5 protein-coding genes are annotated in these 8,585 nt (G+C 53.6%); 4 read left to right on the top strand and 1 reads right to left on the bottom strand.

Features of this window, described 5'->3' with window-relative positions; all coding sequences use genetic code 11:
* The 3 genes from NCN04_RS04510 to NCN04_RS04500 all read left to right on the top strand — a co-directional run.
* On the top strand, nucleotides 1–1,083 hold a 1,083-nt coding region (locus NCN04_RS04510; RefSeq protein WP_250395302.1), incomplete at its 5' end, for a hypothetical protein.
* Nucleotides 1,047–3,581, top strand: coding sequence for an ATP-dependent DNA helicase RecG (gene recG / locus NCN04_RS04505; protein WP_250395301.1), 2,535 nt, complete (start codon nucleotides 1,047–1,049; stop codon nucleotides 3,579–3,581). The genes NCN04_RS04510 and recG, both read left to right, overlap by 37 nt.
* Nucleotides 3,582–3,668: 87 nt before the next feature.
* On the top strand, nucleotides 3,669–4,412 hold the full coding sequence (locus tag NCN04_RS04500; protein WP_250395300.1) for a M15 family metallopeptidase: 744 nt from the start codon (nucleotides 3,669–3,671) through the stop codon (nucleotides 4,410–4,412).
* Here the strand turns inward: NCN04_RS04500 and NCN04_RS04495 are convergent.
* Nucleotides 4,396–6,120 (bottom strand): NADPH-dependent assimilatory sulfite reductase hemoprotein subunit, encoded by a 1,725-nt coding sequence (locus tag NCN04_RS04495; RefSeq protein WP_250395303.1) that lies wholly within the window; start codon nucleotides 6,118–6,120, stop codon nucleotides 4,396–4,398. The two genes, NCN04_RS04500 and NCN04_RS04495, sit on opposite strands and share 17 nt — an antisense overlap.
* Nucleotides 6,121–6,281: 161 nt before the next feature.
* Here NCN04_RS04495 and glyS point away from each other — a divergent pair, with 161 nt between their 5' ends.
* On the top strand, nucleotides 6,282–8,441 hold the full coding sequence (gene glyS, locus NCN04_RS04490) for a glycine--tRNA ligase subunit beta (protein ID WP_250395299.1): 2,160 nt from the start codon (nucleotides 6,282–6,284) through the stop codon (nucleotides 8,439–8,441).
* The last annotated feature ends 144 nt before the right edge of the window (nucleotides 8,442–8,585 follow it).

Genomic DNA, 8,585 nt, shown 5'->3' with positions numbered 1-8,585 from the left:
CTGTATCGAGAGCAAGCGCTTTATTTGCAACTTCTGCGCAACCTCTTGTTGCCGAGCGTCCGCACTGCCGTTGGACATCTCTTGTGTGAACGGGGTCAACGACTGTCGCGACTATCCGCGGATCAACAGTCTGAACTTCAGCAGACCTTTGATGGACTAGTCCAACGCTGCTCCAGTCTGCTGACTGTTGAGCAGCTCATGGATCTGTCCAGGCGCCTTCAGAAAGAAGCATTGGAGTATCGCCAACAGGCCCAGCTCGAGGTGAGCCAGTCTCTTCAGGCTGATGTTGAGAGTGCCCAACCAGAGACCAGCCATAGCGGGATTGAGTTAAGCCTTAGCCCACCCATTGAGCATCCTGATCTTCTGGAGGGATTGCTTCCTCGCTTGGAAGGGGACGTTGATCCGCCATCCACTGAGCCTATTGATGAACTCCAGCAGCCTGTTCAGGATCCGATCGATTCTGAGGCTGCTGCTGAAGGCACGTCGGCTGACTTTGATCTCTTGCGCTCCCTGTTTTTGATGGCTGGTGAGGCGATGCAGCAGGCTGACCCGGCTGGCGAGCCAGCCCGTCTTGAATCCGATGCTTCTGCCTTGGGTGCCTCCGTTGTGCCAGAGGATCAGTCTGATGCTGAATTGCTCCCCTCGATGCCAGTGGAGTTGGTGAACTGGTTCGATGGACAGGAGGCCGCCTTGAGCCGCAGGATTCGAAATTTGTCCCACGCTCTCAATGTTGAGCTGTTGCGAGCAGGTCTGGTTAGCAGCCTGCTCCCCACCACGCTTCTTGATGCTGCGATCGCTGGACAGTTGCAGGCGCTTCCCTCTCCCTCGAATCTTTTGCGGCTGAAGCTTCCGTTGCCTCTTCCCTCTCAAGACCAGCCGTTGGAAATCCTCAGCATTTTGGTGAGGCCTGCTGATCTTGAATACGACAACGGTTCACTGCGGCATAGCCGGTACCGATTGCGCCAACATCGCAGCAATTTGCTCACAATGGTGCAGCAGCAGCGGCATTGGCAGAGCCGTCTTACCAGTCAGGAGGTGCACAGTCAGTGGTGGCCCAATCCGCCGATGACAGGTCAGGACTGACCCCGGCACTGGATCGTCAGGGCTTGGAGTGTTTTCTTGCCTGGCTTCGCCCGTTGCAGCAGTCCCTCTCCTTAGAGGCTGATAGGGGATTTCTCGATCTTCAAGGTCGCCATGAACGTTTTCATGCCTTTTTGAGCCGCCAATTGGCAACGCCGCCCCCGGTGACTTTGCCGAAGGACAGCTTGGTCCGTCTTCAGTCTTTAGCCACTGATTTTGCTTCGTATCCCGAACTTGGTGATGCTGGTCGACGTCGTCTCGTCACTGGCACCCGGCAGTGGCTCCATGGTTTACGCGCTCGCCTGGAACCATCGGCACCAATCGCGCCACCACGGATCAAGGTGTCGTCGTCGCATGGCACTCCCGGTCGGTCAGGTTCCTCAGCTTTAACGTTCGATTTGGAGTCACCGCTTGCCAGGGTTCGCGGCATTGGTCCCAAGTTGGCAGAACGTCTGGCAAGCCTGGGTTTGCTTGTCGTTCGGGATCTGATCCAGCACTATCCGAGGGACTACGTCGACTACTCCGCCTTACGCAGAATTGAAGCCTTGGAGGCTGGAGAAACCGCAACGATTGTGGCCACTGTGCGTCGATCTCATGGTTTTACCAGTCCTCGAAACCCCAATCTTTCGATTATTGAATTGCAGCTGCAAGACCCCACCGGTCGCATCAAGGTGACTCGCTTTTTAGCAGGAAAACGATTTAGCAATCCTTCCTACCTCCATGGTCAGACCCGTCAGTATCCCGTGGGTGCCACCGTGGCTGTGAGTGGTTTGGTCAAAAGCGGGCCCTATGGCGTCAGCTTTCAAGATCCCTTGATTGAGGTGATGGAGAGCGCCAATGCCCCCTTACGTTCTCGCCAAATTGGCCGGTTGTTGCCGGTGTACCCCCTCACCGAAGGACTCACGGCCGATCGTTTTCGAAGCTTGGTAGAAACGGTTTTGCCTGCTGTTCGCTTTTGGCCTGACCCCCTGCCTCCGCCTCGCCGGGACGCGCGAGGCTTGTTGTCGCGCGATCAAGCGCTGGTTGCGATTCATCGACCGGACAATAGTGAACAACTGCAGCAAGCGCGTCATCGCTTGGTGTTTGACGAATTCCTGCTTTTGCAGCTCAGTTTGATGCAACGTAGAGCTGCCTTACGTCAGCGTTCAGCACCCGTGCTCCTTAGGGGGGTGGAGCGTGAAGGATTGGTCGGTCGTTTTCTGTCTCTTCTTCCGTTTGAACTCACGGGTGCTCAGAAGCGGGTGTTGTCTGAGATTGAACAGGATCTCGAGCGCCCTGAACCGATGGCGCGGCTCGTGCAAGGGGATGTGGGAAGCGGCAAAACCGTTGTGGCAATTGCCGCACTGCTGAAGGCCGTGGAAGCTGGCTGGCAAGGAGCCTTGATGGCGCCAACAGAGGTTTTGGCGGCGCAGCACTATCGCAGTCTCTGTTGTTGGTTGCCTCCACTGAACGTCAACGTAGAACTGCTCACTGGGTCAACTCCGCGTCGCAGCCGACGGCAAATCTTGAGTGATCTCTCTGGTGGTACTTTGCGCATTCTTGTGGGAACACACGCCCTCTTGGAGGATCCAGTCGCGTTTGATCGTCTGGGCCTCGTGGTGGTCGATGAGCAACATCGTTTTGGAGTGCGTCAACGCAACCGTCTTCTCGACAAAGGCTTGCAACCCCATTTGCTCACGATGACGGCCACTCCGATTCCCCGAACCTTGGCCCTTTCGCTCCATGGTGATTTGGATGTCAGTCAAATCGATGAGCTGCCTCCGGGGCGCACTCCGATTCGTACGAGGGTTGTGAAGAGCTCTGAGCGTGAGGAGGCCTATGAACTTATCCGTGAACAGGTGCTTCAGGGGCAGCGCAGTTATGTGGTGCTTCCCCTGGTGGAGGAATCAGAAAAAGTCGACCTGCGCTCGGCGGTTGATGTGCATCGTCAGCTCTCGGAGGAGGTGTTTCCAGAGTTCAGCGTGGGCCTGCTCCATGGCCGATTAGCTAGTCCTGAGAAGCAGGCCGTGATTGCTGATTTTGCCGGCGGAGCCACTCAGATTTTGGTGTCTACAACCGTGGTGGAAGTTGGGGTGGATGTTCCTGAAGCCAGTGTGATGGTGATTGATCATGCCGATCGTTTTGGTTTGGCTCAGTTGCACCAGTTACGGGGAAGGGTGGGCCGAGGAGCCGCCGCTTCTTACTGCTTACTTGTGAATGACAGCCGTAATCCCTTAGCCAGACAACGCCTTGAAGTTTTAGTCCGATCCAATGATGGATTTGAGATTGCTGAGATGGACCTTCGCTTTCGAGGTCCTGGTCAGGTCCTTGGTACCCGGCAATCGGGTTTGCCCGATTTGGCACTCGCCAGCCTGGCGGACGATGGCTCTGTTTTGGAGGAAGCCCGTGATGAAGCGGCGAGCATCCTGAAGGAGGATCCCGACCTCAAGTCTTTCGAGCACATTCGTTTGTTGTTGGAACAGCAACGCAAGCGGGCTGCCGCAGCTGTGCAACTCAATTAGCCATTCAACGCATTGACATCGCATCTGGGATGCGTCGTTCCCTAGAAACTGGCAATCTGCTGTCAGCGTTTTCACTGTTATTTCAGCATGCAGCGTCCATGGCATTCCGTCACGATTGACGATTGCGGGGAATCTTTGCGACCGCTGCGTTCCCTTTTGACCTGCATGGAGCCGCACCCCTATGTGTCCTTAGGTGCTCCTTACGGAAACGGAGCAGACCCCTTTTGTCTTCGCCAAGGAGTGAGGAGCCGTTTGCTCGCTGCTCAAGTTCATCTCCAGGGCCTCTCGACGGAGGCTGGACTTCAACCACTTCGGCTAGGCATTTTCGATGCCTGGCGCCCAGTGACTGTTCAAGCGTTCATGGTGAACCACGCCATTGAGCAGGAGTGTGCTCGCCAAGGCATTGATGCTGATGATTCAGACCAGCTGCATCTCTTGGAAAACATTCGCTCAGAGGTGGCTCGTTTTTGGGCTCCACCCAGTACTGATTTGTTAAAACCGCCGCCCCACAGCACTGGTGCTGCTGTGGATCTCACTCTCATTGATGCACAGGGGAGGCCCTTGGATATGGGGGGGGAGATCGATGCGATTGGACCCGAGTCTCTCCCGCTTCACCATGCTGATGCAGCGGTGGATGATCCTGATGGGCCTGCTGCTTTATTTCATAGCCGTCGATGTTTGCTGCATCGTGTGATGACTCAAGCGGGATTTGTCCGTCACCCGAATGAGTGGTGGCACTTCAGTTTTGGCGATCAGCTTTGGGCTTGGACCGTTCATAAGGATCGTGCCATTTATGGGCGTGATCCAAATGTATTCAGCCTGGAACCTTGAGCATCTCTTGAACGGTGGCATCACCAAGTTTGGTGATGTGTTCGCCAAAGCCACGCCGGCCTCCAGCATCTTTCCAGCTCAGAAGTAAGGGTTCGAGGGTTGTTTCAAGGTCTTCCAGAGGCATTTTCTGTAGGAACGGACGAGCAAGTCGCTGCAAATTGGCGCTGCCCCCAAGCCAGAGCTGATATTGGTTGACTCCGCTTCCGACAAGACCAAGCTCGGCCATGTAAGGACGAGCGCAACCATTCGGACATCCCGTCATACGGACCAAGATGGATTTCTTGATCTCTAAATGATTGAGCTGGGAATTAAGTCTTTCAAGAACATCTGGAAGCACGCGTTCCGATTCGGTAACGGCCAGTCCGCAGGTGGGTAAGGCTGGGCAAGCGAGGGCATGACGGGCAAGAGGATCAACCTCTGCTGGGAGTTCAAAACCTAATTCGGCAAGCTCCCTTTTGATAGATGATTTTTGACTGGAGCCGATGTTGCAAAGCAGTAAATCTTGATTTGGAGTGAGTCGAATTTCTAATTGGTATCTTTCAACAATGGAGCGAATTCCTGCTTTCACAGATCCTTCGAGTCGGCCACACATGAAAGGGAGGCCCACAAACCATAGGCCTGGATTTTGACGATTCCATCCCAGGTAGTCCATTAATTTAGTAGGTGATTCTTTGATCAAGCTTTTAATATCTCTTTTGAAGTAATCCTTGATCAAGGTTTCGCGAAACCACTGAATTCCACGATTATGAAGCAGGTATTTCATGCGAGCATGCTTTCTAACCTCACGGTCCCCATGGTCTCGCTGTAGGGCCATTATTGATTGCAGTAGGTCGTAAATATTTTCAGCGTCGACATAACCTAAAGGATCAGCGATACGTGCAAAAGTATCGTCTTGGTTATGCGTTCTTCCTAAGCCCCCGCCAACGTAAACATTGCATCCACGCATGGCTCCATTTTTGTTTGTGAATAGAACGAGTCCTATGTCTTGTGTCAGAAGGTCAACTGAGTTGTCTCCAGGAACTGTGACGGCGACTTTAAATTTTCTTGGGAGGTACGTATCGCCATAAATCGGTTCATCCTGGCTTCCGGAAAAGACCCCTTGCTCAAACTGTCGTTCGCGAGCTTGCTTGACAGGTTTCGCAGGTTTAAATCGATAACTAAGGTCACCATCAACCCACATGTCTAAGTAAGATCCTTCAGCTGCTTTTGGGCTTAGTAAGTCAGCTATTTTGTCAGCAAGTTGTCTGGCAGCCGGGTATCCATTGTTTTCAAAGGGTGCAGCTGGTGCCATCACATTCCTGTTGATATCGCCACAGGCAGCTAATGTAGATCCAAGGTTTTTTATGATTGTTCCAATAACTATTTTAAGGTCTGCTTTCGGAATGCCATGCATTTGAAAGGCTTGGCGTGTTGTGATGCGTAGGGTGCCGTTTCCGTATTGGTTGGAAAGGTCGTCGAGAGCCGCAAAAAGTTGTGCAGGAACTCGTCCTCCTGGATTGCGCAGACGAAGCATCATCTGCCAGCACTTAATCTTGTCGGTTTTTCTTAATTCTCTATGATTCTGTTGATAGCTCCCATGAAACTTCAGTAACTGAACTGCGTCCTCACTAAAGCGAATTTCTTCGTTGTTGAGCTCTGTTAATAAAGGTTCTCTAAGATGACCGCTATAGAGCTTTCGCTTTTCAGCCTTCGACAGAGCTGTGTCAATCGATTCTGTAGGTGTAGAAGGGCCATCAAGCGTCCGATCGAGACCTGCATCTTGCGTCCCTGAGGTCGTCGTCAAACCTTCGTTCACGGATTCAAGGGATAGGTCTTTTGAAACTAGCGAAGCGGCTTCCAATACAGTCAATTCCTACATATCCAAACGGCGTGTCCTCAACATTCCTCCTTGAAATCGGTACCGAGGAACTGCCAGCAGAGTTTGTGCTCTCGGCGCTGAAGCAGCTTGAGCAATTGGTGGTGTCCGATCTGAAGGACCTTCGTTTAAGTCATGGCCAAGTCAGGGTGTTGGGGACGCCTAGACGTCTTGCTGTGGTGGTGGAGTCGTTGATTGAACGACAGCCAGATTTAGAAGAAGAACGCAAGGGACCTCCCGTGAAGCAGGCTCTGGTGGATGGCAAGCCCGGTCCCGCTGCTTTGGGTTTTGCTAAACGATGCGGAGTGGATCCTGCTGAACTCCAATCGCGTGACACTCCAAAGGGGGCTTGTTTGTTCGCCAGGGTTTGCACCCCAGGTGACGCCACCACAACCCTTTTGATTGAGCGCATTCCTGCCTGGATCAATGGGTTGCAAGGCAGGCGATTCATGCGCTGGGGCGATGGTGATCAGCGTTTCAGTCGTCCTGTGCGTTGGCTGGTTTCGCTGTATGGGTCTGAGCTCATTCCAGTGACTCTTTCAGCTGCGAAACCACAGGTTCCAAGCGGTCGTTTGAGTCGATCCCATCGTCTCCGCGACAGCACAGTGGAAATCCAGCATGCAAATGATTATTGCGATGCCTTAGCGAAGGCTGGTGTGATGGTGGATCGATCCCAGCGTGAGCACTTGATTCGCTCAGTTTTGGACTCCGAGGCTCAGGCTTGTTCTGCCTCTGTTGATTGTCCTGAAGCTCTCTTCGAAGAATTGGTTGATCTTGTGGAAGCCCCCAGGGTTCTGAGTGGGGAGATTGCCGATTGTTATCTCGAGTTGCCACCAGAAGTGATTATCACTGTGATGCAGTCCCACCAGCGTTATGTCCCGTTGAAACGGGAGAACGCACACCACGATCCCTTGGCCCTTCAGGCTCGCGACGGACTGCTCTCAAAATTCTTGCTGGTGAGCAATGGCCTCGATCGTGCGGATGCAACCATCGTGCGTGGCAACGAACGGGTGTTAGGGGCCCGCCTTGCTGATGCTGAATTTTTTCTCAATGTCGATCGAAAAAGTGCGAGCGAAGCACGCCGAGAGTCCCTAGATCGCGTCACTTTCGCGAAGGGGCTCGGCAGCCTGCGTGATCGCTGTGAGCGGATGTCTTGGATGACGGAGCGTTTGATCGAATCCCTTTCCATCACTTCAGAGATTGCGATCCATGCGAAGCGAGCCGCTCACCTCTGCAAACATGATTTGGTGAGCCAGATGGTGGGCGAGTTCCCTGAGCTGCAGGGGTTGATCGGCGGCAAATACTTGTTAGAGGAGGGTGAAGATCGCCAGGTTGCCCTGGCAGTGGCTGAGCACTATCAACCTCGTGGTGCTGGAGATGCTCTTCCTTCCAGTGATGCAGGAGCACTTTTGGCCCTTGCGGAACGCTTGGAATTGCTATTAAGCATCTACGCCAAGGGCGATCGCCCCAGTGGCTCATCCGATCCGTATGCCTTGCGACGGGCTGGAAATGGCATTGTTCAGATCCTTTGGGATCGTGGTTGGCGTCTTTCTTTGCCAAGCCTTTTGTTGAAAGCAGCACGGTATTGGGCAGAACTCTTTCCCTCTTTTGCAGTGAAACCGGAGGCCTTAGTGGCAGATCTGTCGCTTTTACTGCGACAGCGAATGGTGTCTCAGTTTGAGGAGGATGGTTTCCCCGCCGATTTGGTTCAAGCCGTGGCTGGCGAGGCCGTTGGCGATGCGCGTCTGCTCGGTGATCCAGTGGATGCTCGGGAACGTCTTGCCTTGCTCCAACAGCTGCGTCGCGATCAACGCCTACAGGCAGTGCAAGCGGTCGTTCAACGTGCAGCCAAACTGGCCGAAAAGGGAGACCTCGGAAGCGATCAGCTCACAGCTTCGGGGGTTGTTCAACCCGATTTATTTGAATCAGCGAGTGAAGCCTCGCTGTTGCAATCGCTGGACGACCTGTCGCCTCTCGCACAATCAGGCAATTACATCCAGCTTGCAGAAGGTTTACAGGGTGCTGCTAAGGCTCTTGAGGCCTTTTTTGATGGCCCGGACAGCGTGATGGTGATGGCGGACAACCTCGATGTCCGCCGTAATCGCCTTAATCTTCTTGGTGTTTTGAAAAATCAGGCATCAGTACTGGCGCAATTTGATTGCATTCAGTCCTGATGCCTCGTAGAGAGGCTTGCTTCAGCCTGCAGTGACCTTGGAACGCTCTTCCTCGATCTCCGCCTCACTTTTTTTGGGAGCATGGCTTGAGCTCTGCGCTTTGATCGCTTGGGCGGCTTCGTCCGCTAGGAAGTCTCCATCCGA

The sequence above is a fragment of the Synechococcus sp. MU1655 genome, assembly GCF_023630655.1.
Lineage (GTDB): Bacteria > Cyanobacteriota > Cyanobacteriia > PCC-6307 > Cyanobiaceae > Synechococcus_C.
This window is presented reverse-complemented; position numbering and strand designations above follow the sequence as displayed.